The sequence below is a fragment of the Streptomyces sp. 2131.1 genome, from assembly GCF_900105515.1.
GTDB classification, from domain to species: Bacteria; Actinomycetota; Actinomycetes; order Streptomycetales; family Streptomycetaceae; genus Streptomyces; species Streptomyces drozdowiczii.
Genome location: NZ_FNSY01000001.1, coordinates 3,069,397 through 3,095,814, shown reverse-complemented (window position 1 = coordinate 3,095,814; position 26,418 = coordinate 3,069,397). Strand labels below are relative to the sequence as shown.

Below are 26,418 nucleotides of genomic sequence, written 5' to 3'. Positions count from 1 at the left end.
CTGAGGTTCGGGGCCACCCCGTGAACGGTTCCGTCCTCGAACGCCGGACGGGCCGCGCCTACGCCTCCCCCCGGAACCCGCGCAGCCGCAGCGAGTTGCCGACCACGAAGACCGAGGAGAAGGCCATCGCCGCGCCCGCGATCATCGGGCTCAGCAGGCCGGCCGCGGCCAGCGGGATCGCGGCCACGTTGTACGCGAAGGCCCAGAAGAGGTTCGTCCGGATCGTGCCGAGCGTCCGGCGGGCCAGGCGGATCGCGTCCGGGGCCGCCCGGAGGTCGCCGCGGACCAGGGTGAGGTCGCCCGCCTCGATCGCCGCGTCCGTGCCGGTGCCCATCGCGAGGCCCAGGTCGGCCTGGGCGAGGGCGGCGGCGTCGTTGACCCCGTCACCGACCATCGCGACCGAACGCCCCTCCGCCTGGAGGCGCTTGACGACGTCCACCTTGTCCTGCGGCAGGACCTCCGCGTACACCTCGTCGATCCCGACCTCGGCCGCGACCGACTCCGCGACGGCGCGGTTGTCGCCGGTCAGCAGGATCGGGGTGAGGCCGAGGCGGCGGAGCCGGGTGATGGCCTCCGCGCTGGTGTCCTTGACCGCGTCCGCGACCTCCAGGACCGCGCGCGCCTCGCCGTCCCAGGCGACCGCGACGGCCGTGCGTCCGGCGGCCTCCGCCTCGGCCTTGCGGCCGGCCAGGCCGGCCGGGAGGCGGATCTCCCACTCGGCGAGCAGCTGCTCGCGGCCCACGAGGACGGCGTGGCCGTCGACGACGCCCTGGACGCCGAGGCCGGGCACGTTGGTGAAGTCCTCCGGGGTGGGGAGGGGGCCGGTGCGGTCGGCGGCGGCCGTCGCCACCGCCTGGGCGATGGGGTGTTCGGAGGCGTGCTCCAGCGCTCCGGCGAGGCGGAGGGCGTCGGACTCGGTGGTTCCGGCGGCCGTGTGGACGGCCCGGAGCGTCATGCGGCCCGTCGTCACCGTGCCCGTCTTGTCCAGCAGGATCGTGTCGGCCCGGCGGGTGGACTCCAGGACCTCGGGGCCCTTGATCAGGATGCCGAGCTGCGCGCCGCGCCCCGTGCCGACCATGAGCGCGGTCGGCGTCGCGAGGCCCAGCGCGCACGGGCAGGCGATGATCAGGACGGCCACCGCCGCCGTGAACGCGGCCGTCAGCCCGGCCCCGTCGATCAGCCAGAAGGCCAGGGTGCCCAGCGCGAGCGCGATGACCACGGGGACGAACACCGCCGAGATCCGGTCCGCCAGCCGCTGCGCCGCCGCCTTGCCGTTCTGCGCGTCCTCGACGAGCTTCGCCATCCTGGACAGCTGGGTGTCCGCGCCGACCCGGGTCGCCTCGACGACGAGCCGGCCGCCCGCGTTGAGCGTCGCGCCGGTCACCGGGTCGCCGGTGGAGACCTCCACGGGGACGGACTCGCCGGTGAGCATGGACGCGTCCACGGCGGACGAGCCCTCGACGACCACGCCGTCCGTCGCGATCTTCTCGCCCGGCCGGACCAGGAAGCGGTCGCCGGCCCGGAGTTCCGCCGTGTCCACGGTGACCTCGCGGCCGTCGCGCAGGACGGTGACCTCCTTGGCGCCCAGTTCGAGGAGGGCCCGCAGCGCGGCGCCCGCCTTCCGCTTGGAGCGGGCCTCGAAGTACCGCCCGGCGAGGATGAACGCCGTGACGCCCGAGGCCGCTTCGAGGTAGATGTTCCCGGCGCCGTCGCTGCGGCCGATGGTCAGCTCGAAGGGGTGCGTCATGCCGGTCATGCCGGCGGTGCCGAAGAACAGCGCCCACACCGACCACAGGAACGCGGCGGACGTGCCGACGGAGATCAGCGTGTCCATGGTCGCCGCGCCGTGCCGCGCGTTGGTCCACGCGGCGCGGTGGAAGGGCCAGGCGGCGTACGTGACGACGGGCGCGGTCAGCGTCAGCGCGAGCCACTGCCAGTTGTCGAACTGGAGCGCGGGGATCATCGACATCAGGATCACCGGCACGGCGAGGAGGACCGCCGTGATCAGCCGCTGCCGCAACGAGTCCGTCTCCCGGACCGGTGGTGCGGCCGTCTCCTCGGGCGTACGCGCCGGGGGCGCGGGCTCCCGCGCGGTGTAGCCGGTCCTCTCCACCGTGGCGATGAGGTCCTGTACGGAGACGCCGGCGCCGTCGTCGTAGCTGACCCGGGCCTTCTCCGTGGCGTAGTTGACCGTCGCGGTGACGCCGTCCATCCGGTTGAGCTTCTTCTCGATGCGGGCCGCGCAGGAGGCGCACGTCATGCCTCCGATGGCCAGCTCGACCTCGGCGGTGTCTGCGGTGGCTGCGGTGTGCGTGGACACGGGCCCTCCTCGGCTGGACGGTGAACGGTACCCCCTGGGGGTATCTTTCTCTGCCCCCATGTATACCCCCGCCCCCTATGTGGTTGCAAGGACGGTCTCCGAGGGGCGCGCGGTTCGCCGCCGGTGATCGCCGGGCGTGCGTTTGACCTCGCGTATGTTCACGTTCACGGTGGGGCTGCGCCCCGGGCCTACCGCCCCGTAGGCTGGGTCATTGGACTAGACCTATAGCTGCTTCCTGGAGGATTGGGTTCCCATGAGCAACCGTGCAGTCCTGGAGGTGATCGCTCTCGACGCGGAGGACGCGGTCGCTGCCCAGGCGGGTGGTGCGGACCGGCTTGAGCTGGTCACCGACATGGCGGCGGACGGCCTCACCCCGTCCTGCGCGACCTTCGCGGCGATCCGCGCCGCGGTGGACATTCCGCTGCGCGTGATGCTCAGGGTCGCCGACGGATTCGCGGCCGGTGACATCGACGTGCTCGTAGGCAAGGCGCACGAGCTGCGGGCGGAGGGGGCGGACGAGTTCGTGCTCGGGTTCCTGGACCCGGACGGGAACCCGGACCTGGTCGCGGTCGAGCGGCTGGTCGCCGAGCTGGAAGGGTGCCGCTGGACGTTCCACCGCGCGATCGACCGGGCGGCGGACCGGGATGCGCTGCGCAAGGCCCTCGCGGACCTGCCGGGGCTCGACACGTACCTGACGGCCGGCTCGGCCGCGGGCGTGGACGCGGGGATTCCCACGCTGGTGGCCGAGGCGGGACGGGCGGGGGAACCGGGGTACGAGCCGCGGATCCTCGTCGGGGGCGGGCTTCGGCTGGAGCACCTTCCGGAGCTGCTCGCCGCGGGCATCGACGCCGTCCACATCGGTGGCGCCGCCCGGCCGCAGGGCTGGTCCGGGCCGGTCGACGCGGCGGCGGTACGGGAGTGGCGGGACGTGCTGGACGCGTAGCCGCGGGGGCGGGGTGCGGTGGTGTGGCCCGCCCCGTCCGGCGCGGGCTGCCTGCGCGGGGGCGCTGCCCCCGGACCCCCGCTCCTCAAGCGCCGGAGGGGCTGGTTCCGTGCGTTGCCCGCTCGGGGCCCTGCCCGGGGCCCCGCTGCTGGGAAACCTCGTCCTGTCATGACCCTGGCGCATCAGGCGCCCCCCGCCCCACAATGGATGCGCGCGATGGGACCGCTCCCATGGTGCGCCTCCCCGGCATGCCCATCAGTTGTGGGAGCGCTCCCATCGCTTCAGCCCCCACGTCGAAAGGCTCCCGGTGAACGCCTTCTCGCCCCCGTCCTCAGTCCGGCGCAGACGTCGCGTGTTCGGCGTGCTGGCTGTCGCCGCCCTGTGCGGCGGCATCCTCGCCGCGCCCGGTGCCGCGGCCGCCGACGACGATCCCGCGCCGGAGCAGATCACCAACGGTGACTTCTCCGCCGGGACCGCGCCCTGGTGGTCGACGGCCAACGCGCCGATCGCCGTGGCCGACGGGCGCCTGTGCGCCGACGTGCCGGCCGGGACCGCCAACCCGTGGGACGCGATCATCGGGCAGAACGACATCCCGCTCGTCGCGGGGGAGACGTACACGCTGACGTACACGGCGAGTTCGAGCGCGCCGCTCTCCATCCACACCAACGTGCAGATGGCGACCGACCCGTACACCGCCGACCTCTCCGCGACGGACCACATCGGCGCCGAGGCGGCCCCGTTCACCCACGTCTTCACCGCGAGCGCGGACCAGGACGCCGCGCAGGTCGCGTTCCAGGTCGGCGGGGGCGCGGCGGCGGCCACGTTCTGCGTGGACGACGTGTCGCTGCGCGGGGGCGCCGAGCCGCCCGTTTACGTGCCCGACACCGGCTCGCCCGTACGCGTCAACCAGGTCGGCTACCTCCCCGAGGGCCCCAAGACCGGCACCCTGGTCTCCGACGCGGCCGGCCCGCTGCCGTGGAAGCTGAAGGCGGCCGACGGGGAGACCGTCGCGAGCGGGACGACCGTGCCCGGCGGCGAGGACCCGACCTCGCGGCAGAACGTGCACACCTTCGACTTCAGCGACGCCACCGCGACCGGCGACGGCTTCACGGTCGAGGCGGACGGGCAGGTCAGCGAGCCCTTCTCGATCCGCGCGGACCTCTATGACAGCCTCCGGTCCGACTCGCTCGCGTACTTCTACCAGAACCGCAGCGGCATCGCGATCGACGCGGACCTCGTCGGTGCGGAGTACGCGCGCCCGGCCGGACACCTCGGCGTGGCGCCCAACAAGGGCGACACGGACGTGCCGTGCCAGGCGGGCGTCTGCGACTACCGGCTCGACGTGCGCGGCGGCTGGTACGACGCCGGGGACCACGGCAAGTACGTCGTCAACGGCGGCATCGCGGTCGCCGAGCTGATGGACACCTACGAGCGGACGCTGACCGCCGACGGCGCGGAATCCGCCGAGCTGGGCGACGGCGCGCTGCGGGTGCCCGAGCACGGCAACGACGTGCCGGACATCCTCGACGAGGCGCGCTGGGAGCTGGACTTCCTGCTGCGCATGCAGGTTCCGGCCGGGCAGCCGCTCGCGGGCATGGTCCACCACAAGGTGCACGACGCCAACTGGACCGGCATCCCGATGCGGCCCGAACTCGACCCGGAGCGGCGCGAACTGCACCCGCCGACGACCGCCGCGACCCTGAACCTCGCCGCGACCGCCGCCCAGTGCGCCCGGCTGTACGCCCCGTACGACGCGGACTTCGCCGCGAAGTGCCGTACCGCCGCCGAGACGGCGTGGGCCGCCGCGAAGGCGCACCCGGCGGTGTACGCCAGCCCGGCCGACGGGGTCGGGGGCGGGACGTACGAGGACAACGACGTGCGCGACGAGTTCTACTGGGCCGCCGCCGAGCTGTTCACCACCACCGGCAAGGACACCTACCGGCAGGCGCTGCTCGACTCGCCGCTGCACGGTGACGTGGACGCGGCGTTCCCCGCCGACGGCGGCATGTGGTGGGGCGGCACCGCCGGGCTCGGCGTGCTGACCCTGGCCACGGTCCCGAACGACCTGACCTCAGCGCAGCTCGCCGACGTACGGTCCGTGGTCACAACGGCCGCCGACCGGTACGAGCGGCAGACCGAGGACCAGCTGTACGGCGTGCCGTACGCGCCGAAGGACCAGAACTACGCCTGGGGCTCCAACAGCCAGGTCCTCAACAACATGATCGTGCTGGCCACCGCCGCCGACCTCACCGGCGAGACCGGCTACCGGGACGCCGTCCTGCGCGGCGCGGACTACCTGTTCGGACGCAACCCGCTCAACCAGTCGTACGTCACCGGCTACGGCGAGCGGTTCTCGGAGAACCAGCACCACCGGTTCTGGGCGCACGAGTCGGACCCGTCCCTGCCGCACCCGCCGGCCGGGTCCCTCGCGGGCGGACCGAACCTGACCGCGCCGACCTCGGGCGACCCGGAGGCCGCCGCCAAGCTCAAGGGGTGCGCCGCCGCGATGTGCTACCTCGACGACAACGGCTCGTACGCCACCAACGAGGTCGCCATCAACTGGAACGCGCCGCTGGCCTTCGTCGCCTCCTACCTGGACGACGCGGGCGACGGCGCCGGACCGCAGCGCGCCTGCCAGGTGACGTACTCCTCGCACCCGTGGAACACCGGCTCGACCACCACGGTCACGGTGAAGAACACCGGCAGCGAGGCCGTCACCCCGTGGTCCCTGACCTGGCTGCTCCCCGGCGACCAGAGGCTCAGCCACACCTGGAGCGCCGAACTCGCCCAGTACGGGCGGACGGCGACGGCCACGCCGCTGTCCTGGAACCGGACGCTGGCGCCCGGCGCCTCGATCGACTTCGGGTTCAACAGCAGCCGCACGGGCCCGGCGGCCGACCCGGGCACGGTCAAGCTCAACGGACGGGCCTGCACGGCCGGATGATGACCGGGCGGGGGCGGGAGTGGACGCGAGGGTCCTCCCGCCCCCGCTCTTTCCTACGCCAACTCCGCCGGCAGCGGCGCCGAGTGAAGCACCGTCAGGCCGGATACGGCACGGGTCAGCGCCACGTAGAGGCGGCGCAGGCCCGTGCGTTCGTCCGGTTCGCCGTCGACCACGGCGGCCGGTTCGTCCAGCACCACGTAGTCGTACTCCAGGCCCTTCGCCAGCGAGGCCGGGACCAGGGTGAGCCGGGACTCGGCGGTCGTCTCCTGGCCGGGGGAGAGGCAGCTGTGACCGGCCGCCGCGAGCGCGTCGGCCAGCGCGGGGATGCGGGCGTCGGCGGCGATCAGGCCGATCGACCCCTCGTGCGTCAGGGACTCCTCGCAGGCCGCGACGACCGCCGCGTCCAGTTCCGTGACTTCGCGCACGGACAGTGAGCCGGGCGACTCACGCACCGACTCCACCGGCGTCAGCCCCGGCGAGATCACCGGGAGCAGCCGCGAGGCGTACGCGATGACGTCGCGCGGCACGCGGAAGCCGGCCGTCAGCTCCTCCACCAGCGCGTCCGCCTTGCCCAGGTGGTGCAGCGCCTGCTCCCAGCTCTGCGTGGACCAGGGCGTCGTGCCCTGCGCCAGGTCGCCGAGGACGGTCGCGGAACCGGTCGAGCAGCGGCGGCCGACCGCGCGGTACTGCATGGGGGACAGGTCCTGCGCCTCGTCGATCACGACGTGGCCGAGCGAGTGCGTACGCGACACCAGGTCGGCGGCCTCGTCGATCAACACCGCGTCCGCCGCAGACCACTTGGCGGTCTTCACACTGCGGGCCGGCTTGCTCCAGAGGATGGCCTTCTGCTCGTCGTCGGAGAGCAGCCCCTCCGCGTGCTCCGCCAGGAACTCCGGCTCGGCCAGCAGCCGCAGCACCAGCTTCGCCGGGTCGACCGCCGGCCAGATCGCCTTGACGGCCGCCTTCACGGCTGGGTTGCGGGCCACCGAGTTCTGCACCCGGTCGTCGGGGGCCTCGCCCGACTGCTCCATCCGCACCAGGACGGCGTGCGCGATGCGCTGCGGGAGGGCCTCGTGCGCGGCGCCGTACCGCATGTCGCGGGCCAGCAGCTCCTGGACCATCTCCTCGATCTCGTACGCCGGAACGCGCCAGCGCCGCGAGCCGCGCACCACCATCACGGGCTCGGTCGGCAGCGTGACGTGCGAGCGGAGCGCCCGGCGCAGCACCTCCGCCATCCGCGCGTCGCCCTTCACGACGGCGGCCGTCGCCTCGTCCGTCCCCCGGACCTCGATCTGCGCGGTCACCAGGTCCTCGACGGTCGCCTGCTTGACCTCCAGCTCGCCGAGTGCGGGGAGCACCTGCTCGATGTAGTGCAGGAACGAGCGGTTCGGCCCGACGACCAGAGTGCCCGTGCGGGCCAGGCGCTCGCGGTGCGCGTACAGCAGGTACGCCACCCGGTGCAGGCCCACGGCCGTCTTCCCGGTGCCGGGCCCTCCCTGCACGCAGACCGTGCCGCCCAGCTCGCTGCGGACGATCTCGTCCTGCTCCGGCTGGATCGTCGCGACGATGTCGCGCATCGGCCCGACGCGCGGGCGCTCGATCTCCGCCTGGAGCAGCTTGCTCGTCTGCTCGGCCTCCGCCGGGTCGGTCAGGTGCTCGTCCTCGTACGCGGTGAGGTCGCCGCCCGTGTAGCCGAAGCGGCGCCTGCGGCCCACGTCCAGCGGGTCCTTGCGGGAGGCCCGGTAGAACGGCTGGGAGACCGGGGCCCGCCAGTCGATCACCATCGGGTCGCCGACCGCGTCGTGCACATGGCGGCGCCCGATGTAGAACTGCTCGCCCTCCGCGCCCTCGGCCTCCTCGGCACCGACCACGTGCAGGTAGTCCAGGCGCCCGAAGAACAGCGGGGTGTGCGCGAGGTCCGCGAGCGACTTGATCCGCTCGTCGATCTGGGCCTGGAGCACCGCCGCGTTCACCCAGTTCGCGGTGACATCGCGGATGTCGAGGTTCTGGGCGTCCTCCCGCATGGCGCGCAACGCGGCGCGGGACGCCGCGAGATGGGCGCGCTCACGGGCGAGTGGGTCGGTGGTGGTGTCGCTCTCGAATTCGTGCGCGGGCACGGTGTTGCCTCCGGCATTCAACGCAGGACGGCGGACCGCTCCCACCCTGGGGGTGTGCGGTCCGCTCGGGGATCGATCGTGCGTACGGTTGTCGGCCGGTTTCCGTCCGGTCGGCGGCGCTCCCCCGGCTGCCGGCAGGGCCCCTCCGGGGCCGCCGGTACCACGGTGCGGGAGGCGGGCAGACCGGAGAGTGTACCGGGGGGCGGTGCGGGGCGCGAACGGTTTACGGGGGCGGGGCCGGGGCAGTCCCGTACATCCCGTAGGGGATGCCGTGCGACCGGAGGCGTACGCGCGCCGCGCCCCGCTTCCGACTCCGGGCCGACGCCCCGGCGCACCCGCCCGGAGCACCATGGATACATGAGTACCGTCACCCTTGACCCGCGAAGGACCGGCGCCACCGCGGCCCCCGGTCACCCCCACAACCGCACCTCCGGCGCCCTGCGCGCCGTGAAGGTGTTCGCGCAGGCCGCGTTCGGCGTCGTCGTGCTCGGCGAGTACGCGGAGGAGGCGGGGGTGCGGCGCCGCTGACCGCACCCGCGCCCTCCCCTCAGCTCTCCGACAGCAGCTCGTCCGCGTCGACGATGCGGTACGCGTAGCCCTGCTCGGCCAGGAAGCGCTGGCGGTGCGCCGCGAAGTCCTGGTCGATCGTGTCGCGCGCGACGACCGAGTAGAACCGCGCCTCGTGCCCGTCCGCCTTCGGCCGCAGCACCCGGCCCAGGCGCTGCGCTTCCTCCTGGCGCGAACCGAACGTCCCGGACACCTGGATGGCGACCGTCGCCTCGGGCAGGTCGATGGAGAAGTTCGCGACCTTCGACACCACCAGCACGTTCAGCTCGCCCTGCCGGAACGCCTCGAACAGCTTCTCGCGCTGCGCGTTGCTCGTCTCGCCCTTGATCACCGGCGCGTCCAGATGCTCCCCCAGCTCGTCGAGCTGGTCGATGTACTGCCCGATGACCAGGGTCTGCTCCCCCTTGTGCTTGCGCACCAGGGCCTCGGTGACCTTCCGCTTCGTCGCCGTGGTCGCGCAGAACCGGTACTTCTCCTCGGCCTCGGCGGTCGCGTACGCGAGGCGCTCGGAGTCCGTGAGGTTGACCCGGACCTCGACGCAGTCCGCCGGGGCGATGTAGCCCTGTGCCTCGATCTCCTTCCACGGCGCGTCGAACCGCTTGGGCCCGATGAGCGAGAAGACGTCCGACTCGCGGCCGTCCTCTCGGACCAGCGTCGCGGTCAGTCCGAGGCGGCGGCGGGCCTGGAGGTCGGCGGTGAACTTGAAGACGGGCGCGGGGAGCAGGTGCACCTCGTCGTAGATCACGAGCCCCCAGTCGCGGGAGTCGAACAGCTCCAGGTGCGGGTAGACGCCCTTCCGGCGGGTCGTCAGCACCTGGTACGTGGCGATCGTGACCGGCCGGATCTCCTTCCGCGTCCCGCTGTACTCGCCGATCTCCTCCTCGGTCAGCGAGGTCCGCTTCACCAGCTCGTGCTTCCACTGGCGGGCGGAGACGGTGTTCGTCACGAGGATCAGCGTCGTCGCCTTGGCCTGCGCCATGGCGCCCGCCCCGACGAGGGTCTTGCCGGCGCCGCAGGGCAGCACGACGACCCCGGACCCGCCGTGCCAGAACCCGTCCACGGCCTGCTGCTGGTACGGGCGCAGCGCCCAGCCGTCCTCGTCCAGCTCGATCGGGTGCGCCTCGCCGTCCACGTACCCCGCGAGGTCCTCGGCGGGCCAGCCGAGCTTGAGCAGCGTCTGCTTGACCTGGCCGCGCTCGGAGGGGTGCACGGCGACGGTGTCCGGGTCGATCCTGGCCCCGACCAGGGGCTGGACCTTCTTCGACCGGAGGATCTCCTCAAGGACCGGCCGGTCCGTCGTCGTCAGGACGAGCCCGTGCACGGGGTGCTTGGACAGGGTGAGGCGGCCGTAGCGGTCCATCGTCTCGGCGATGTCGACGAGCAGCGCGTGCGGTACGGGGTAGCGCGAGTACGTCACGAGCGCGTCCACGACCTGCTCGGCGTCGTGCCCGGCCGCGCGGGCGTTCCACAGGCCGAGCGGGGTCAGCCGGTACGTGTGGATGTGCTCGGGCGCCCGCTCCAGCTCGGCGAACGGCGCGATGGCCCGACGGCAGGCGTCGGCCTGCTCGTGGTCGACTTCGAGGAGGAGCGTTTTGTCGCTCTGGACGATGAGGGGTCCGCTCACGCGCGTTGGCCCTTTCGGCTCGGGGGAAACCTCCAGTGTGCCGCATGCGGGGGCGGTGTGTCGTTGGCCCCGGACGAGCTGGGTTCCGCGCGGGTTACTCCGCCAGTTCCGCCACGCCCGTGATGCGGTGGAGCGGGTACGTGCGGACCTCGTCCGCCGTGTGGTCGTACGCCGTGACGAAGCCGCCCTCCACCCGGACCGGGGCGATGACGCGCTGGCTGGCGGCGCCCTCCGCGTTGACGTAGCCGATCCAGACCGTGGAGCCGGTCATCGCGGCGGCCTGGACGGTGACCAGGGTCTCCGCCGGGGTGGTGCGCGGGAGGGTGCCGGGCGGCACGGCGGGCCCGGCGTCCGGCTGGGCCTTCACCACCGTCGCCGCGTTGTCCCCGGCCCGGATCGCCCGGACCGCCGCCCCGAGCAGCGTGGTGTCCGGCACGGGCGGGCCCTCGGGGACGGGGGCGGGCGCCGAGCGGGGCGGGGTGCGGTGGGCGCCGGCCCGGGTGATCAGGACGTCGCCGTCGGCGGACTCCGCGGCGGGCGCGTACCCCATCTCGCGGAGCCCGTCGAGGAGGGACGCCGGATCGGCGAGGGCCGCCAGCACCGTCGGCGCGATCCGGCGCAGCCGCAGCGCGGCGGACCGCTTGTCGGCGAGGATCTCCCCGAGGACCGCCTCGTCGTCGCAGCGCACGTACGAGGAGGCCGCGCCGATCCGGAGATGGCCGTGGCGGCGGGCCACGTCGTCGATGAGGTAGCTCAGCGGCTGCGGCACCGGCGTACGGCTGTGCGTGGCGAGGAAGGCGTGCAGGTCGGCGGCGGTCTGCCCGGCGTCGAGCGCCCGGCGCACCGACCCGGGCGTGAACCGGTACACCGTCGCCCCGCCCTTGGACTCGATGTCCGCGAGCGCCCCGAGCATCTCCGCGAGCGGCCGTTCCAGCGGCCCGGGCGCGACGGCGGTCAGGTCGGCCTGGAGCAGGACGTGGTCCAGCGGCTCGGGCAGCAGCGGCGCGAGCAGGCCGGCCGCCTCGGCGGGCCCGCCGGTGAGCAGGGCGCGGGTCTGCGAGGCGAGGGCGCCGCGCCCGGTGATGCCGAGGAGTTCGGACTCGTTGAGCGTCCACAGGGCGATCCGGGACCGCAGGTCCATCCCGTCCCCGGCGGCGGTGCCGCGCAGGGGCCGCTCCCAGCGGAGGCGGGCGAGCACGGTCTCCGGGTCGGGCGCGGTGCCGGCCGGCAGCGCGCCGAGGAGGGCGAGGACCCGGTGGCGTACCTCGGGCGCGGCGGAGCGGTCCAGGTCGGGGCCGAGCGCGGACAGGGCCCGCCCCTTGGCGTCCTGGCCGCCGACCAGCCCCGAGGTGCGGGTGGCGGTGAGCCAGGCGGTGGCGAGGGCGACCCAGCGCTCCTGCGCGGACCGCTCCAGCCACTCGTCGTACGCCGGCGTCGGCGCGTACCGCTCGTCCGCCTCGCCGTCGGAGGCCAGCAGCCCGGCCGCGTAGGCGAGTTCCACCCAGAACGCGGCGACGGGCTCCTGGACGTCCAGCGCGGTCGCGGTCTTCCGCAGTTCGCGGACGCTGAGCCCGCCGGCGCGCAGGACGACGGGCCCGCCGCCGTTCCACAGCTTCAGCAGCTCCTCGACGGTGGACACCGCCAGGAACGCCTGGCCGGCCGCCGCGCTGTCCACAGCCTGTGGATCGCGTTCGGCCACCGCCGCCACGACCGGCGGCCGCGGCTCGGGCACCCGGTGCGCGCGCCCGGCCCGCAGATGCAGCGCGGCCTCGCGCGGCAGCACGACGGTCCGGGTCGAGACGGGCAGGAGGAGCCCCCGGTCGCGCAGCCACTTCACGGGCGGCGTCGGGTTCGGCGTGACCTCGCCGTACGGCGGCCCCCACACGAGCCGGTCCAGGACCGCCAGCGCCTCCATGGGCGCGGTGTCCAGCAGCTCGCCCATCCGGGTGCGGTCGGTGAACAGCGCGGTCAGGGCCGTCACCGCGGACACCGGGTCGTGCGTGGCGGGCAGCCCGGCGGCGGTCAGGATCTCCTGGAGTCGGCCGGGCGACATCCCGGCGGTGGCCTCCGCGACGGTCGGGCCGAGGCCGGTGGGGGAGGGGTGCTGCGGGGACGGCGACAGCAGCTCCCGCGCCGTGCGCACGAGCCGCAGCCGGTCGTCGTCGCCCCACACGAGGGCCTGCTCGCGCAGGGTCCCGAGTGCGCCGGGCAGCGCCTCGGTGATCGCGGCGCCCGCGTCCTCGAGCTGCTCGCCGTCGTCCTGCCCGTCACCGGTCAGCAGGCCGAGCAGCGTCCCGTACGGGGCCGGGTCGGGCGCCACCGCCAGCGCCTCGGCGGTCTGGAGGGCGAACCGGTCGAGGTGCTCCAGCGCCCGGACCACGGACGCACGGGTGCCCGCGCGCGTGGCGAGCTGGGTGATGTCGCCCGGCACGGGGGAGAGGAGATCGGGCCGCGCCCGCAGCAGCCCGGCCAGTGACTCGTCGTCCCGGGCGCGCAGAGCCTCGGCGAGCGTCCGCGGTGGTGTGGTCGTCCCCATCCGCCCCACGGTAGTCGCTCCGGACAGCCGCGAGGGCGCTACCGTCGGTGCAGGCCGGTAGAGGGGAACCGAGGGGACCATCGCGTGGGGATCGAGAGCGACCAGCTGGTCTACGACTATCTGAGCCGGGTCGGCGACCTGGCCCAGCAGCAACAGATGCCTTCCGGCGCCCGGATGCGGCTCGTGTCGGAGCTGCGGGAAGAGATCGAGCGGCAGCGCAAGGCCCAGGCGGCGCACACGCCCGGCCAGGTGCGCCGCATCATCGGGACGCTCGGCACCCCGGACGAACTGGTCGCGGCGGCGGGCCGCAGGGCACCGCAGGCGCCGGAAATTCCCGGACCGCGCCGCGCGCGTCCCCCGGCCGACGCGCCGGAGGAGGACGTCCCGCCGGACCCGGGCGCCGCCGGCCCGCACCGGGCGGGCACTGACGAGCTGGGCGACGGCGGCGACGAGGAGTGGTGGCTGGACGAGCCCGGTCCGTTCGGCGAGTCGGGCCCGGGCGCGTTCGGTGAGTTCGGCCCCGGTACGGAGGTGCTGGGCTTCCGGGGCGGCGTGGAGATCCCGGAACTGCTGCGGCCGCCGGTGCCGGAGAAGGAGAAGGAGAAGGCCAAGGAGAAGGCCAAGGGGAAGGCGGCGGACGCCCAGGAAGAGGCGGAACCGGACGAGGAGCCGCAGGCGGAGGCCCCCGGGAAGAGCCGCCGCCGGCTGCCGAAGCTCCCTCGCACCCGCCCCGCCCCGGCCCCGGTCCAGGCCGCCGCCCCGCGCCGCGGCTTCGGCAACCCCGTACTGCTGCTGGCGGCGGCGCTCCTGGTGACGGGCGCGGTGATGGGCTCGCTGCTGGCCCTGGGGGGCGGCTGGCTGCTCGCGTACAGCTCCCGGAAACTGACCCGCGCGGAGGCGAAGTGGGCGGCGATGGGCCTGCCCGGGGTGGTCGCGGCGGCGGCCCTGGTCTGGCTGTGGGGCCGCATGGACGGCCGCTGGGGCACCCCGATCCCGGAGCACGGCATGCGGGACGCGCTGGGTGACGTGTGGCCGGTCACGGTGCGCGCGGCGGCGGTGGCCTCGGCGCTGTTCCTGGTGTGGCGGGCGAGGCGTCGGTAGAGGGGCCCGCCGGCCGGGCTCGTACGGCGTTCAGAATGGAGGCATGACTCCCTCACCGCTGATGGTCGGCTTCGACCTGGACATGACGCTCATCGACTCCCGCCCCGGCATCAGGGCCGCCTTCCTGGTCCTCGCCGCCGAGACCGGTGCCACGATCGACACCGACCTGGTGGTGAGCCGCCTGGGCCCGCCGCTGGAGCAGGAGATCGCGCACTGGTTCCCGGCCGACCAGGTGGCCGCGACGGCGGCTCGGTACCGCGAGATATACCCCTCGTACGCGATCACGCCGACGCTCGCCATGCCGGGCGCGCGGGAGTCGGTCGAGGCGATCCGCGCGCTCGGCGGCCGGACGATGGTGGTCACCGCCAAGTACGAACCGAACGCCAAGCTGCACCTGGCGCACCTCGGCATCGAGCCGGACGTCGTCGCGGGCGACCTCTGGGCCGAGCAGAAGGCGGTGGCGCTGAAGGAGCACGGCGCCACGGTCTACGTGGGCGACCACGTCGGCGACGTGCGCGGCGCCCAGGCGGCGAACGCCGTCTCGGTGGGCGTCACGACGGGCCCGTGCGACGCGGACGAACTGCGTGGGGCGGGCGCGGACGTGGTCCTCGCCTCGCTCACGGAGCTGCCCGCCTGGCTGGAGGCGTACGCGAAGTCCCGGTTCTAGCGCTCACGCGACCCCGCGCGGGCCGAGCGGATCACGCCCGCCGCCGCGATGAGGAAGCCGACGCCCATCAGCATGCAGAGGGACCAGGCGATCGAGGGGAGCGGGTGGGTGCCCAGGAAGAGGGGTGCCATGGTCGCCATGGTGGCGAGGGCGCCGACGAAGAAGACGATGGCGCCGATCCGGACCAGCCGGTCGCCCGCGCCGGAAGTAGAGGTACTCACCCCGTCAGGGTAGTTGCCGGGGGCGGTGAATCCGTGTCCGGGTGAAGCAGGTGCCGTTTCCGGACACAGTCCGGATGACCAGGCTTGACGAGGGGTACTTCACCTGTGGAGGCTTCAGCCAGCAGGGGAGCACGACCACAGGACGGCCTGACCTGCTGAGGGCATTCGTTCCGGCATACGGGTTGAGATGGGGTGCGTGCTTTGCCGACTGGCAAGGTCAAGTGGTTCAACAGCGAGAAGGGCTTCGGCTTCCTCTCCCGCGACGACGGCAGCGACGTCTTCGTGCACTCGTCCGTGCTCCCGGCCGGGGTCGACGCTCTCAAGCCCGGCCAGCGCGTCGAGTTCGGCGTGGTCGCCGGCCAGCGCGGCGACCAGGCGCTCTCCGTGTCGATCCTCGACCCGACCCCGTCCGTCGCCGCCGCCCAGCGCCGCAAGCCGGACGAACTGGCGTCGATCGTCCAGGACCTGACGACCGTCCTGGAGAACATCACCCCGATGCTGGAGCGCGGCCGCTACCCCGACAAGGCCGCGGGCGCCAAGATCGCCGGCCTGCTGAGAGCGGTCGCGGACCAGCTCGACGTGTAGGGCCTGTTCGGCGGACCAGGGCCGGACGGGCCCTGGTCCCCGGCACCCGGCTCTCAGACGAACGACAGCGCGTCCGGGGCGAGCGCCGGGACCAGGCCCTCTGCCGCAGCCCGGGTCAGCAGGCCGCGGACCGCCGCGTAGCCGTCCTCGCCCAGGTCGGCGGTGAACTCGTTCACGTACAGGCCGATGTGCTGGTCCGCGACGGACGGGTCCATCTCCTGGGCGTGCGCGAGGACGTACGGGCGCGTCGCCTCCGGGTCGTCCCAGGCCATGCGGACCGACGCGCGGGCCGACTCGGCGAGCAGCTTCAGCGTGTCCGCGCCCAGCGAGCGCTTCGCGATGATCGCGCCGAGCGGGATGGGCAGGCCGGTGGTGTCCTCCCAGTGCCGGCCCATGTCGGCCAGGTTGTGCAGGCCGTAGTTCTGGTACGTGAAGCGCGCCTCGTGGATGACCAGGCCCGCGTCCACCTTGCCGTCCCGGACCGCCGGCATGATCTCGTCGAACGGCATGACGACGATCTCGCCGACCCCGCCCGGGACGACCTCGGCCGCCCAGAGGCGGAACAGCAGGTAGGCGGTGGAGCGCTCGCTCGGTACGGCGACGGTCCTCCCCGTCAGGTCGGTGCCCGCCTCACGGGTGAGGACGAGAGGGCCGCAGCCCCGGCCCAGCGCGCCGCCGCACGGCAGCAGCGCGTACTCCTCCAGGACCCAGGGCAGCACCGCGTACGACACCTTGAGCACGTCCAGTTCGCCGCGCTCGGCCATGCCGTTGGTGATGTCGATGTCCGCGAAGGTGACGTCCAGCGCCGGCGCGCCGGGGACCCTGCCGTGCGCCCAGGCGTCGAAGACGAACGTGTCGTTCGGGCAGGGCGAGAAGGCGATGCGCAGCGCGTCAGCCTGCGGTGTCGTCTCGGTCATGGCGGGTCCAGCCTTCCAGTACGGGTATGAGCTTCCCGAACGCCCCGGTCAGCGCGGTCAGCGCGTCGCCGATGCGCCAGGCGTCGCGGTCGCGCGGGCCGACGGTGTTCGACACGGCCCTGATCTCCAGGACCGGTACGCCGGCGAGGTCCGCCGCCTCCGCGACCCCGAAGCCCTCCATGGCCTCGGCGACCGCGTGCGGGTGGGCGGTCAGGAGTGCGGCGGTGCGCTCCGCCGTGCCGGTGACGGTGGAGACGGTGAGGATGTCGCCGGTGGCCGCCCCGGTCGCCCCGGCGGCGGCGCGGACGAGGGAGCGGGGCGGGAGGTGCCAGGTCCGGCCGAAGCCGAGTTCGGTGACCGGCACGAAGCCGGCCGGGGTGTCGGCGCCCAGGTCGGCCGCGCCGATGCGGCTGGAAACGACCAGCGAGCCGACCGGCGCCACCGGTGCGAAGCCGCCGCCGATGCCCGCCGAGATCACCAGGTCGTAGCGGTCCGCCGCCAGCGCGAATGCCGCCGAAGCCGCCGACGCGGCCGGGCCAGCGCCGCCGGCGAGCACGTCCAGCGGGCCGGCGCGGTGGATCTCCGCGCCGCGCACCCGGTGGACCTCCGGCTCGTCCCCGTACGCACGCGTGACCGCGTCCCGTTCCACCGGGACCGCGGTCACGACGAGTACACGCACGTCAGTCGGTCTTCTCCAGCTTGAAGTGCCAGATGCCGATCACGTCGTTGCCCTTGGTCTCCACCACGCTGATCTGCGTGTTCTTCGCGGCGGCCTCGCCGGTCTGGCTGGAGAAGAAGGCACTGCCCGAGATCGAGCGGTAGGTCTTCTTGAACGGCTCCTGCTCGGCGTTGCGGCCGTCGATGAAGAGCGTCCAGCCGTTGTCCGCGATCTCGGGGTCGACCCCGAAGTGGACCGTGTCGGTCATCCCGACCTTGACGGTCTTCTCCGCCTCCTTGTTGAGGCACTTCTCGGCCTCGGACCTCTTGAGGGCCTTGCCGTCGTTGTAGCAGGCGGCCTCGGAACTCACCGAGTCGTCGCCGACCGTCACGGTGGCGAGCGGCGTCGGCTTGTCGCAGGCGGAGAGGACAAGGAGTCCCGCGGACACGGCACCAAGAGCGACGCCGATTCGACGGCCCTTACCGGAGAAGAACGCAACGGTCATGGGCCGAAGGCTATCGGTCGCTCCCGCTCACGCCACGCGGGGGTGCGGCGAGCCGCGCCGCGCGGCGCCCAGCAGCCCCCGTACGGAGGCGGCCGCGCCGAGTGCGAGCAGTCCGGCGGCGACGGACATGCCGAGTACGCCGTTGAGGGGGAGGGCGATGCCGATCGCGCCGCCCACCACCCAGGCCATCTGGAGCGCCGTCTCGGAGCGGGCGAACGCCGACGTCCGCACCTCCTCCGGCACGTCGCGCTGGATCATCGCGTCCAGCGACAGCTTCGACAGGGCCTGCGTGAGGCCCGCCGTCGCGGCGAGCGCGGCGACCATGACCGTGGAGAAGAAGACGGCCGCGAGGACCGCCACGCCGAGCGCCAGGGCCAGCACCGAGGCGACGATGATCTCCGGGCCGCGCGCCCGCAGCCAGGAGCCCACCGCCGTGCCCAGCGCGTTGCCCACGCCCGCCGCCACGCCGACGATGCCCAGCGAGATCGCGGCGCTCTGCCCGGCGAGCGGGTGCTCGCGCAGCAGGAACGCCAGGAAGAAGATCAGGAACCCGGAGAGCGCCCGGTGCGCGGCGTTGGCCTGGAGACCGTGCAGCACGGACGGGCCGACCGACCGCAGGCCCGGCCGCCGCTCGCCGTTCTCCCGCCCCTTGCGCCCCTTGCGCCCCTTGGACCCGGCCTTCGTGGCGGCGCACCGCTGCGGCTCCGGGCGGGGCGCGCCCTCGCCGTGCGGCGGTACGAGCTGCGCCCGGCGTTCGCCCTTCGCCGAGTCGACCTTGGGCGGCAGCGTGAACGCCAGGGCCGCGCCGCCGGCGAACACCGCGCACGCCCCGTACAGCGGCCAGGGCGGGCCGATCATCTGGAGCCCCGCCCCGATCGGCGCGGCGGCCCCGGTGGCCAGCAACCCGGCGAGCGTGACCCGCGAGTTGGCCTTCACCAGGGAGAACTTCGGTGGCAGCAGGCGCGGTACGACGGCGCTGCGCACCACCCCGTACGCCTTCGAGCAGACCAGCACGCCGAGCGCCGCCGGGTACAGCTCCAGGCCGCCGGTGGCGACCGCGCCCGACATGGTGAGCGCCAGCAGCGCCCGCGCGAGCATGGAACCGGCCATCGCGGCGCGGCGGCCGTGCGGCAGGCGGTCCAGGAGCGGGCCGACGACCGGGGCGAGCAGGATGAACGGCGCCATCGTCACGGCGAGGTACAGCGCGACACGGCCGCGGGCCTGGTCCGTCGGTACGGAGAAGAACACGGTGGAGGCGAGCGCGACGGTGATCATCACGTCGCCCGCGCCGTTCACCGCGTGCAGCTCGATCAGTTTGCCGAGACCGCTCTCGCCGGCGCCGTGCGCGTGTGTCGCCTTCCGGATGCCCCGGGCGGTGCTGGTGAACGGCATTTTCAGGGCATGGCCGATCGACCGGCCCGTCCTGCGGAAGGGGCCGGGCCCGTCGTGCGACCTGGCAGAAGCCACTTGGTCATACTGCCCCAGGACCGGGCGATGCGAACCGGCATCGCTCCGGGGCACGGCCGGGACCGCCCCGTCGGGTCAGCGATCGGCCAGGTGGCGGGGGGTGCGGGGCGGCCCGCCGGGGCTGGTGGGCGGAGGCCGGCGCGGTGCCGATACGGCGTCGTTTGGGACGGCAGGTGGGCGGGGAGCGGCGGAGAGGGTAGCGTGCGTAGCGCGCCACCGGCGGTTGTTCTCGGCCGCGCGCCTCTCCGCGATCCCGCAGAATGGATAGCGGAAGGCGTGCCCGAGGTTGGCTCAACGGGTGTGGACGTCGACGCGGCCCTCAGGTCCGCTCCGTCCGCGACCGTATGGCCGGAATCGATGGTCGATGTGCTGGCGCGCTCGTGAGACTGGCGTAGGAGAGAAGCGAGACCTGTGAGTGCTGCGACGACGCGAGGCCGTACGGCCCGTACCGCCCGTACCCCCGCTCCCGACCGTCTGTGCGCCGAGGCCGTGGACCTCGCCCGCGCCGCGGCCGAGGAGGCTGCCGCGCCAGGGGTCGTGGGTGAGCATGCGGGCGTGGTCTCCGAGGGGGACCGGGTCGTCACGCACTACTTCGAGTGCGAGGACCCCGGCTACCGGGGCTGGCGCTGGGCGGTGACGGTCGCGCGGGCCTCCCGCGCGAAGAACGTCACGCTGGACGAGACCGTGCTGCTGCCCGGCAGCGACGCGATCCTCGCGCCGGAGTGGGTGCCGTGGAGCGAGCGGCTGCGGCCGGGCGACATGGGCCCGGGCGACCTGCTGCCCACCGAGGCGGACGACCTGCGCCTGGAGCCCGGCTACACCGGCGCGGAGGAGCCGCCGCCGAACTCCCCGGTCACCGGCGAGCTGGCGGACCTCGTCGACGTGGAGGACGCGGAGCTGACGACGCGCCCGGCCCCGGCCGCGCGCGGGACGATCGCGGCGGTCGCGGACGAGCTGGGCATGCGGCGTGCGCGGGTGCTGTCCCGGTACGGGCTGCACTCGGCGGCGGACCGCTGGGAGGAGGAGTTCGGCCCGAAGACCCCGATGGCCCAGGCCGCGCCGGCCTCGTGCGCGTCCTGCGCCTTCCTGATGCCGTTGTCGGGGTCGCTGCGGCAGGCGTTCGGAGTCTGCGCGAACGAGTTCGGCCCTGCGGACGGGCACGTGGTGTCGCTGTCGTACGGGTGCGGGGGGCACTCGGAGGCGGCGGTCATGCCGAAGCCGCCTGCGGCGGTTGCGCATCGGCTGGACACGGTGCGGGTGGATGAGTATCCGTTGCACGGCGAGCGGTCCCCGGAGGACCGGGGCGAGGCGTAGCCGGGCGTGCGCCCGGGGTCCCGGTCCTGTGGCCTCGGGTGCCCCGGCGCACCGGTTCCGTCCTCAAGCGCCGGACGGGCTCGAGATGCGGCCCCGGTCCGGAGTGGTGCGCCGCCCCCCGGCGCACCGGTTCCGTCCTCAATCGCCGGACGGGCTTGGTTCGGGCCGGTGCGGACTTTTGGCTGCGGGCCTCGCCTGGCCGCCCTCACCCGGCCGACCCAGCCCGTCCGGCGTTTGAGGACGGAAGCGGTGCCCCGGGGCCGGGGGAGTTCGGGGGCTACAGCCGTACCCGGTAGCTTCGCGGGGTACGCGTCAGCGGAATCGGCAGAGGGAGTACGCCCATGGGCATCAACGCGACCGAGGGCGCAGACCCGTTCGGCACCGCGCGGCTGCGGCGCGGCGTGCTCGACGCCTGGGGCGCGGGCCCGGCGCGGTTCCGGGAGGACGCCAACGCCGAGGAGGACCTCGCGCTCGGCGGCTACCGCGACCGCCTCGTCGTCGAGCTGGCCCAGAACGCCGCCGACGCCGCCGCCCGCGCCGGAACCCCGGGCCGCCTGCGGCTCACCCTGCACCCGGCGACGGACGGCACCCCGGCCGTCCTCGCCGCCGCGAACACCGGCGCCCCCCTCGACGCCACCGGCGTCGAATCGCTGTCCACGCTGCGCGCGTCCGCGAAGCGCGAGGGCCACGAGGGCGCCGTGGGCCGGTTCGGCGTCGGGTTCGCCGCCGTCCTCGCGGTCAGCGACGAGCCGGCGGTCGTCGGCCGGCACGGCGGCGTCCGCTGGTCCCTCGCGGAGGCCCGCGAACTCGCCCGGCAGGCCGCAGTCGGCAGCCCCGGCCTGGGTGACGAGCTGCGCCGCCGCGACGGCCACGTACCGCTGCTGCGCCTCCCGCTGCCCGCCGAGGGCGCCGCGCCCGAGGGCTACGACACCGTCGTGGTGCTGCCGCTGCGCGACGGCGTCGCCGAGGACCTGGTGGGCCGGCTCCTCGCCGCCGTGGACGACGCGCTGCTCCTCACGCTGACCGGGCTCGACGAGGTCGTCGTCGAGACCCTGGAGGGCGTACGCACTCTGCGCCGCACCCAGCACGGCCCGTACACGCACATCGAGGACTCCGCGCACGGCACGAACCGCTGGCGCACCGCCGTCCACCACGGCCCGATCGAGCCCGCCCTGCTCGCCGACCGGCCGTTGGAGGAACGGCTGCGCCCGCACTGGTCGGTGACCTGGGCCGTCCCGGTCGACGCGGACGGCGCCCCGGTCCGCCCCCGTACCGCCCCCGTCGTGCACGCGCCGACGCCCACCGACGAACCGCTCGGCCTGCCCGCGCTGCTCATCGCCTCGCTGCCGCTGGACACCACCCGCAGGCACCCCGCCCCCGGACCGCTCACCGACTTCCTGGTGGAGCGCGCGGCCGACGCGTACGCGGAGCTGCTCGGCGATTGGGAGCCGGTGTCCGTCGCGACGATCTCCCTGGTCCCGGGCCCGCTCGGGCAGGGCGGGCTGGACGGCGCGCTGCGCGGCGCGATCCTGGAGCGGCTGCCGCGCGTGGCGTTCCTGGAGCCGGCCGCCCCGCGCGACCCGGCCGCCGAGCCGCACGGCTGGGACGGCTGGGACGGGGACGAGGGCGTCCGCGAGGACACCGTCGCCCTGCGGCCGGTCGAGGCCGAAGTGGTCGAGGGCGTCGGCGCGCAGACCGTCGCCGTGCTCGCCGAGGTGCTGCCGTGCCTGCTGCCCGCCGGCCTTGAGCGCCGCGTCGAACTGCGCACGCTGGGCGTCGCCCGGGTCCCGCTGACCGAGGCGATCGACCGGCTGGCCGGCCTTGAGCGCGAACCCGCCTGGTGGCGGCGGCTCTACGACAGCCTGACCGGAGTCGACCCGGACCGGCTGTCGGGGCTGCCGGTGCCGTTGGCCGGTTCGAGCTCGGCCGGGGGCGGCCGCGGCGGATTCGGCGGCCCGGACGTCCTGTCCGCCGGCACCGACTGGGACGCCGCGTCCGTGGGACCCGGCCCGGGCACCCCCTCCGGCGAGCCGGAAGCGCCCGCGCTTCCCCGCACCACCATCGGTCCCCGCCAGGTCCTCCTCCCGCTCCCCGACGCCCTCCCCGGCCCGGTCCTGGACCGCCTCGGCCGGCTCGGGCTCAAGGTCGCGCACCCGGACGCCGCGCATCCGCTCCTGGAGAAGCTGGGTGCCCTGCCCGCCACGCCCCGGGCCGTGCTGACGACCCCGCAGGTGCGGGCCGCCGTCGCCGGTTCGCTGGACGCGGGGGAGATCTGGGACGAGGACGCGCTCGACGGGGACGAGCTGGTGGAGACCGTGCTCACGCTGGTCCGGGACGCGGCCCTGGAGCCGGGAGACGAGCCCTGGCTGGGGGCGCTCGCGCTGACCGACGAGGACGGCGAACTCGCCCCGGCCGGGGAGCTCGTGATGCCCGGGAGCGCGTTCGCGGCGGTCATGCGCGAGGGCGAACTCGCCCTGTGCGACGCGGAGCTGGCCGACCGCTGGGGCGAGCAGCCGCTCACCGCCTGCGGGGTGCTCGCCACCTTCGCCCTCGTACGGGCCACCGACGTCGTCCTGTACCCGGACGAACTGGAGCCGCGGGACGGCGACTTCGCGGAGCCGGACGACGCCGGGCTGCTCGACGCCGTGGACGTGTGGTGCGAGGACATCCTCGACCGGTTCCCGGACAGCCCGGTGCCGCCGGTCGCCACGGAGCTCGTCGCCGTACGGGACCTCGACCTCGTCGACGACGACGCCTGGCCGCAGGCGCTCGCGCTCCTGGCCCGGCCGCCGCTGCGGGACGCGCTCACCCAGCCGGTCCGGGTGCTGCTCCCGGACGGCACCACGCAGTCCGTCCGCCCGTACACCGCGTGGTGGCTGCGCGGGCACCCGGTGCTGGACGGCCGCCGCCCCGCCGGACTGCGCGCCCACGGCGGCGACGCCCGGCTCGCGGGCCTGTACGACTCCGCCGACGCGACCGGCTTCGACGACGCCGAGGTGCTGCGCGCCCTCGGCGTACGGACCTCGGTCGACGCCCTGCTGGACGAGCCGGGCGGGGCCGCCGAGCTGCTGGACCGGCTCGCGGACGAGGACCGCCCGGTCACCGGCGTACAACTGCACGCCCTGTACACCGCGTTGTCCGCGCTCGACCCGGAACAGGTCACGTTGCCGGACGAGCTGCGGGCGGTCGTGGACGGCGAGGTGCGGGTGGTCGACGCGGCGGACGCGGTGATCGCGGACGCGCCGGACCTGCTGCCGCTCACCGAGGGGCTGCCGCTGCTGCCCGTCGCCCCGGCGCACGCGGCGGAGCTGGCCGAACTGTTCCAGGTGCGGCGGCTCGGCGAGAGCGTCGAGGCCGAGGTCACGAGCGACGGCGAGGAGCACGCGGTGCCCGAGTCCGTCCGCGTCCTGCTGGGGCCCGCCACCCCCGCCACGTACATCGAGCACGGCGAACTGCGCGCGGGCGGCGTGGAACTGGACTGGCGGCGCACCCCGGACGGCGTGGTGCACGCCTCGACGATGGAGGGCGTCGCGGCCGGCCTGGCCTGGGCCGCCGGTCAGTGGCCCCGCCGCTTCGAGGTCGCGGCCCTCCTGGAGGACCCGTCCCGGACGGCGGAACTGGCCCGGGACCGCTGGTTCGACTGAGGCGGGGGCGCGGCGCGCGGGAAGGGCGAAAGCGCTCGGCGAAGGGTGCGGCGTCCGTGGCAACTACACCGTTCATGTGACCTTCGCAGAATCTTCAAATCCTGCGCAACCCTTCACATCCGTTGGTTGTCTGGTCTGTTGAGTCACCCCGACTCGACCGACCGATCGGCACGAGGGGTCCGCTCGCGCGGACTCTCCTCGGGCCCTTTCCCACGGGGAAGCACACATGCGCATGCGCACATCCGTCGCCGTCCTCACCGGCGCCCTCGCCCTGTCCGCCCTCGCCGTACCGGCCGCCCAGGCCGACGGGCACTACGGCGACACCGCGATCACCAAGGTCACGGTCAACGGCGGCAAGAACGTGGTTCTCGGTACCAGCGCGGTCAAGAAGTTCACCGTCTCCGTGACGGCGAAGGACAATTCCGGCATCAAGGAAGCCGACATCGCCCTGCACGGCCCCGGGTTCGGCTACCTGACGGGCAAGACCCGCTGCTCCGGCAGCACCTGCACGGCGTCGTTCGCCGTCGACCCCAAGGTCGACCTGCCGTACTCCAACGACTACGCCGGCACCTGGTACGTGGACGCCTGGGTGGACGCCAAGGACGGCGACTACATCTGGACCGAGAAGGCGCGCTCCTTCAAGTTCCAGCGCGCGTCGACGCTGACCGCCAACGCCGCGCCCGAGCCGGTCAAGAAGGGCAAGACGATCACCGTCACCGGCAAGCTGGCCCGGGCCAACTGGGACGACTTCAAGTACCACGGCTACACCGCCCAGCCCGTGAAGCTCCAGTTCCTGAAGAAGGGCGGCAAGGCCTGGTCGACGGTGAAGACCGTCAAGACGGACAGCAAGGGCGCCCTGAAGACGACCGTGAAGGCCTCGGTCGACGGTTACTGGCGCTACAGCTTCGCCGGTACGTCCTCCACCCCGGCGGTCAACTCCACGGCTGACTTCGTCGACGTGAAGTAGCCCGGCCGGGCCGCCGCTTCCCCTGTACGGCGACTACGCCGGGAAGCGGCGGCCCACCAGCCGCCACGCGTATTCCAGCGCGGGCGATGGTCGCCAGGACCCACATCGAGTCCAGGCCCGCCGCTTCGAGGTGGCGGCCCTCCTGGAGGACCCGTCCCGGACGGCCGAACCGGCCCGGGACCGCTGGTTCGATCGACAGCGGAGACGGCGGCCGGCGGATCGCGGGGAGATTTCACCAGTCGTTTCCGAAGTCCGCACAACCGTTCCCCTCCGGTGGTGGTCTTGTCTGCGGAGCCATCAGGCTCCACAGACACGTGTGGTCCGCGAGCGTGCAGTCGCCCGCGGACTCCATCTCCACTTGGGGAACGCATATGCGCATTCGTGCCACCGCTGCCGCTGTCAGCGGTGCCCTGGCCCTTTCCGCCCTCGCTCTCCCGGCGGCCGCCCAGGCCGACGGCGCGCAGGGCTCGACCAGGAGCGTCGCCGCCGTCGCGCGCGCGGCTCAGTCCGCCCCCGTGACGGGCTCCGCGACGAAGTTCGGCGCCCGCTCGGTCTCGCCCGCCTCGGAACCGGGCGAGCTCAACCTCAGCTTCTCCAAGCTCGTCGTCAACGGCGGCAAGCCGATCGTCGTGGGCACCACCCTGACGAAGACCGTGGCGACCACGTTCACCGTGACGCACGGCGCCGGCGTGAACATCCAGGCCCCGGACTTCGTGATCGACGTCGCGCTCTACCGCGGGTCGTTCGACAACCCGACGAACGAGCTGTACGGCGACAAGCCGGCCGTGTGCAAGGCCGTGTCCGCCACGGTCGCCACCTGCAAGGGCGAGATCTCCGTCTGGCCCCGGATCGACCTGCTCGGCAACAGCGACGCGACGAAGTGGCTGGCGGGCGGTTTCGCCGTCGACTACAACGGCGAGGACCCGCAGGACCCCGACCCGACCAAGATCGGCTTCGCCCTGCAGGAGAAGGTGGGGTCCTCCAGCCTTCAGCGTGCCTCGAAGGTGACGGTCAACGCCGCCCCGGAGCCGGTGAAGAAGGGCAAGACCATCACGGTCACCGGCAAGCTGTCGCGGGCCAACTGGGAGGACTACCAGTACCACGGCTACACCGTGCAGCCGGTCAAGCTGCAGTTCCTGAAGAAGGGCGGCAAGGCCTGGTCGACGGTGAAGACCGCCACGACGAGCAGCCTCGGCACCCTGAAGACCACGGTGAAGGCCTCGGTCGACGGCTACTGGCGCTTCTACTTCGCCGGTACGGCCTCCACCCCGGCCACCAAGTCCACGGGTGACTTCGTCGACGTGAAGTAGCCCGGCCGGGC

19 protein-coding genes are annotated in these 26,418 nt (G+C 73.9%); 10 read left to right on the top strand and 9 right to left on the bottom strand.

Features of this window, described 5'->3' with window-relative positions; translation table 11 throughout:
* Positions 1 to 58: 58 nt before the first annotated feature.
* The gene (locus BLW14_RS13895; protein ID WP_093707573.1) at positions 59 to 2,320 is read right to left on the bottom strand and encodes a heavy metal translocating P-type ATPase; all 2,262 of its coding nucleotides are present in this window, start codon (positions 2,318 to 2,320) and stop codon (positions 59 to 61) included.
* A 253-nt stretch (positions 2,321 to 2,573) separates the two neighbouring features.
* On the opposite strand from BLW14_RS13895, the gene BLW14_RS13890 reads away from it, so the two are divergent.
* Both BLW14_RS13890 and BLW14_RS13885 read left to right on the top strand, forming a co-directional pair.
* Entirely contained in the window at positions 2,574 to 3,263 is a 690-nt protein-coding gene (locus tag BLW14_RS13890) for a copper homeostasis protein CutC (RefSeq protein WP_093707570.1), read from the top strand.
* A 307-nt stretch (positions 3,264 to 3,570) separates the two neighbouring features.
* A complete protein-coding gene (locus BLW14_RS13885) occupies positions 3,571 to 6,207 on the top strand; it encodes a glycoside hydrolase family 9 protein (RefSeq protein WP_093707568.1) in 2,637 nt (878 codons plus the stop codon).
* Between the two features lie 53 nt (positions 6,208 to 6,260).
* Here BLW14_RS13885 and BLW14_RS13880 read toward each other — a convergent pair whose 3' ends face one another.
* Complete coding sequence (locus BLW14_RS13880; protein WP_093707566.1) at positions 6,261 to 8,324, bottom strand: HelD family protein; 2,064 nt, start codon at positions 8,322 to 8,324, stop codon at positions 6,261 to 6,263.
* Positions 8,325 to 8,681: 357 nt separating this feature from the next.
* Here BLW14_RS13880 and BLW14_RS34480 point away from each other — a divergent pair, with 357 nt between their 5' ends.
* Positions 8,682 to 8,852: a hypothetical protein gene (locus BLW14_RS34480; protein WP_177153972.1), complete on the top strand. Its 171-nt coding sequence runs from the start codon at positions 8,682 to 8,684 to the stop codon at positions 8,850 to 8,852.
* A gap of 19 nt (positions 8,853 to 8,871) precedes the next feature.
* On the opposite strand, the gene BLW14_RS13875 is transcribed toward BLW14_RS34480, so the two are convergent.
* Together BLW14_RS13875 and BLW14_RS13870 are read right to left on the bottom strand one after the other, a co-directional pair.
* The gene (locus BLW14_RS13875; RefSeq protein ID WP_093707564.1) at positions 8,872 to 10,515 is read right to left on the bottom strand and encodes a DNA repair helicase XPB; all 1,644 of its coding nucleotides are present in this window, start codon (positions 10,513 to 10,515) and stop codon (positions 8,872 to 8,874) included.
* Positions 10,516 to 10,609: 94 nt separating this feature from the next.
* Positions 10,610 to 13,051, bottom strand: coding sequence for a helicase C-terminal domain-containing protein (locus BLW14_RS13870; RefSeq protein WP_093707562.1), 2,442 nt, complete (start codon positions 13,049 to 13,051; stop codon positions 10,610 to 10,612).
* A gap of 84 nt (positions 13,052 to 13,135) precedes the next feature.
* Between BLW14_RS13870 and BLW14_RS13865 the strand changes: the two genes are divergently transcribed.
* Both BLW14_RS13865 and BLW14_RS13860 read left to right on the top strand, forming a co-directional pair.
* A complete protein-coding gene (locus BLW14_RS13865; RefSeq protein ID WP_093707560.1) occupies positions 13,136 to 14,152 on the top strand; it encodes a hypothetical protein in 1,017 nt (338 codons plus the stop codon).
* Positions 14,153 to 14,195: 43 nt separating this feature from the next.
* On the top strand, positions 14,196 to 14,819 hold the full coding sequence (locus BLW14_RS13860; protein ID WP_177153971.1) for an HAD family hydrolase: 624 nt from the start codon (positions 14,196 to 14,198) through the stop codon (positions 14,817 to 14,819).
* Here the strand turns inward: BLW14_RS13860 and BLW14_RS13855 are convergent.
* On the bottom strand, positions 14,816 to 15,040 hold the full coding sequence (locus tag BLW14_RS13855; RefSeq protein ID WP_093707556.1) for a hypothetical protein: 225 nt from the start codon (positions 15,038 to 15,040) through the stop codon (positions 14,816 to 14,818). The genes BLW14_RS13860 and BLW14_RS13855 overlap by 4 nt on opposite strands.
* A gap of 201 nt (positions 15,041 to 15,241) precedes the next feature.
* Here BLW14_RS13855 and BLW14_RS35625 point away from each other — a divergent pair, with 201 nt between their 5' ends.
* Positions 15,242 to 15,625 carry a cold-shock protein gene (locus BLW14_RS35625; protein WP_018101528.1) on the top strand — a complete coding sequence of 128 codons (384 nt, stop codon included), beginning with the start codon at positions 15,242 to 15,244 and terminating at the stop codon, positions 15,623 to 15,625.
* 53 nt (positions 15,626 to 15,678) lie between these two features.
* Here the strand turns inward: BLW14_RS35625 and BLW14_RS13845 are convergent, their stop codons facing one another.
* From BLW14_RS13845 to BLW14_RS13830, 4 genes are read right to left on the bottom strand one after another with little or no spacing between them, the layout of a single operon-like run.
* Positions 15,679 to 16,542 carry a 1,4-dihydroxy-6-naphtoate synthase gene (locus tag BLW14_RS13845; RefSeq protein WP_093707554.1) on the bottom strand — a complete coding sequence of 288 codons (864 nt, stop codon included), beginning with the start codon at positions 16,540 to 16,542 and terminating at the stop codon, positions 15,679 to 15,681.
* On the bottom strand, positions 16,517 to 17,221 hold the full coding sequence (locus tag BLW14_RS13840) for a futalosine hydrolase (protein WP_093707552.1): 705 nt from the start codon (positions 17,219 to 17,221) through the stop codon (positions 16,517 to 16,519). The genes BLW14_RS13845 and BLW14_RS13840 overlap by 26 nt, the downstream gene beginning before the upstream one ends.
* A 1-nt stretch (position 17,222) precedes the next feature.
* Positions 17,223 to 17,705 carry a DUF2771 domain-containing protein gene (locus BLW14_RS13835; protein ID WP_093707550.1) on the bottom strand — a complete coding sequence of 161 codons (483 nt, stop codon included), beginning with the start codon at positions 17,703 to 17,705 and terminating at the stop codon, positions 17,223 to 17,225.
* A 27-nt stretch (positions 17,706 to 17,732) separates the two neighbouring features.
* Entirely contained in the window at positions 17,733 to 19,172 is a 1,440-nt protein-coding gene (locus tag BLW14_RS13830; RefSeq protein ID WP_093707548.1) for an MFS transporter, read from the bottom strand.
* Between the two features lie 411 nt (positions 19,173 to 19,583).
* On the opposite strand from BLW14_RS13830, the gene BLW14_RS13820 reads away from it, so the two are divergent.
* From BLW14_RS13820 to BLW14_RS13805, 4 genes are all read left to right on the top strand, one after another.
* The gene (locus BLW14_RS13820; protein ID WP_177153970.1) at positions 19,584 to 20,486 is read left to right on the top strand and encodes a DUF3027 domain-containing protein; all 903 of its coding nucleotides are present in this window, start codon (positions 19,584 to 19,586) and stop codon (positions 20,484 to 20,486) included.
* 341 nt (positions 20,487 to 20,827) lie between these two features.
* Positions 20,828 to 24,130 (top strand): sacsin N-terminal ATP-binding-like domain-containing protein, encoded by a 3,303-nt coding sequence (locus tag BLW14_RS13815; protein WP_093707546.1) that lies wholly within the window; start codon positions 20,828 to 20,830, stop codon positions 24,128 to 24,130.
* A 226-nt stretch (positions 24,131 to 24,356) separates the two neighbouring features.
* Positions 24,357 to 25,097: a calcium-binding protein gene (locus tag BLW14_RS13810; protein WP_093707544.1), complete on the top strand. Its 741-nt coding sequence runs from the start codon at positions 24,357 to 24,359 to the stop codon at positions 25,095 to 25,097.
* A gap of 371 nt (positions 25,098 to 25,468) precedes the next feature.
* The gene (locus tag BLW14_RS13805) at positions 25,469 to 26,407 is read left to right on the top strand and encodes a hypothetical protein (protein ID WP_093707542.1); all 939 of its coding nucleotides are present in this window, start codon (positions 25,469 to 25,471) and stop codon (positions 26,405 to 26,407) included.
* Positions 26,408 to 26,418: the final 11 nt, after the last annotated feature.